This window comes from Arthrobacter sp. B0490, from assembly GCF_002929355.1.
Taxonomy (GTDB): Bacteria; Actinomycetota; Actinomycetes; order Actinomycetales; family Micrococcaceae; genus Arthrobacter_D.
This window is the reverse complement of the sequence record NZ_PJIR01000078.1, coordinates 1-712: the sequence shown is the minus strand read 5'-3', so window position 1 is coordinate 712 and position 712 is coordinate 1. Positions and strand designations below refer to the sequence as shown.

The following is a 712-nucleotide window of genomic DNA, read 5'->3' as shown; positions in this document are numbered from 1 at the left end:
GAACACACCGTCCACATCGTCACCCTCCAGCAGACCGCTGTCGGCTTGCAGGCCCAGCGATGCCAGCAGCGGCCGCGCCGCACCGAGCATGACGATAGGTTTCAGGTGCTTGTAGGCCTCCAGCACGTAGTGCTTGGCCTCGCCGGACTTAGCCATGGCCGCCGCCGCATCGGCGCCGCCGGGGACGAACACGGCGTCGAACATCACCGAGGGCATGCCATCCATCGCAGCGTCGACCGGCAGCATCTTTCCGTCCGCCGTTTTAACTGGAGCGGGTGAAGGCCCAATGATTTTGGCCAGCGCTCCCTCAGAGGCCAGCTTGGCCTTGAAGGCGTCGATCGCAGCACCATCGACGCCGTTAGCTACCAAGATGGCCACCTTACGCGACTTGATATTGCCCGGTGCATGGTTCATCAGGCTCAGCGCCGGCGAATCCTGCGGGGTTGGCGTCTTCGGCGTCACGGTCGGTGCGCTCGGCGCCGGCAGACCCAGGTTCTCGGCGACACGGCGGGCCAGCTCCAGGTCGATATTGGCGAGGATCTCATTGACCTGGCGCTCGCGGATGAACACACGCTCGACTTTGCCTAGCTCGAACGTATAGGCGCCGACGATGTGTTCCTTCTCCGGCGCACTCATGCTGTTCCAGAACAGCGTGGCCTGGGAGAAGTGGTCGCCGAAGGATTCGCTGCGGTTGCGGATCTTGTGACCCTCG

1 protein-coding gene is annotated in these 712 nt (G+C 63.8%); it reads right to left on the bottom strand.

Annotation, left to right across the window (positions count from 1 at the left end; genetic code table 11):
- The coding region (locus CXQ97_RS20835) for a catalase-related domain-containing protein (protein WP_181035159.1) at nucleotides 1–712 on the bottom strand (712 nt) is incomplete at both ends.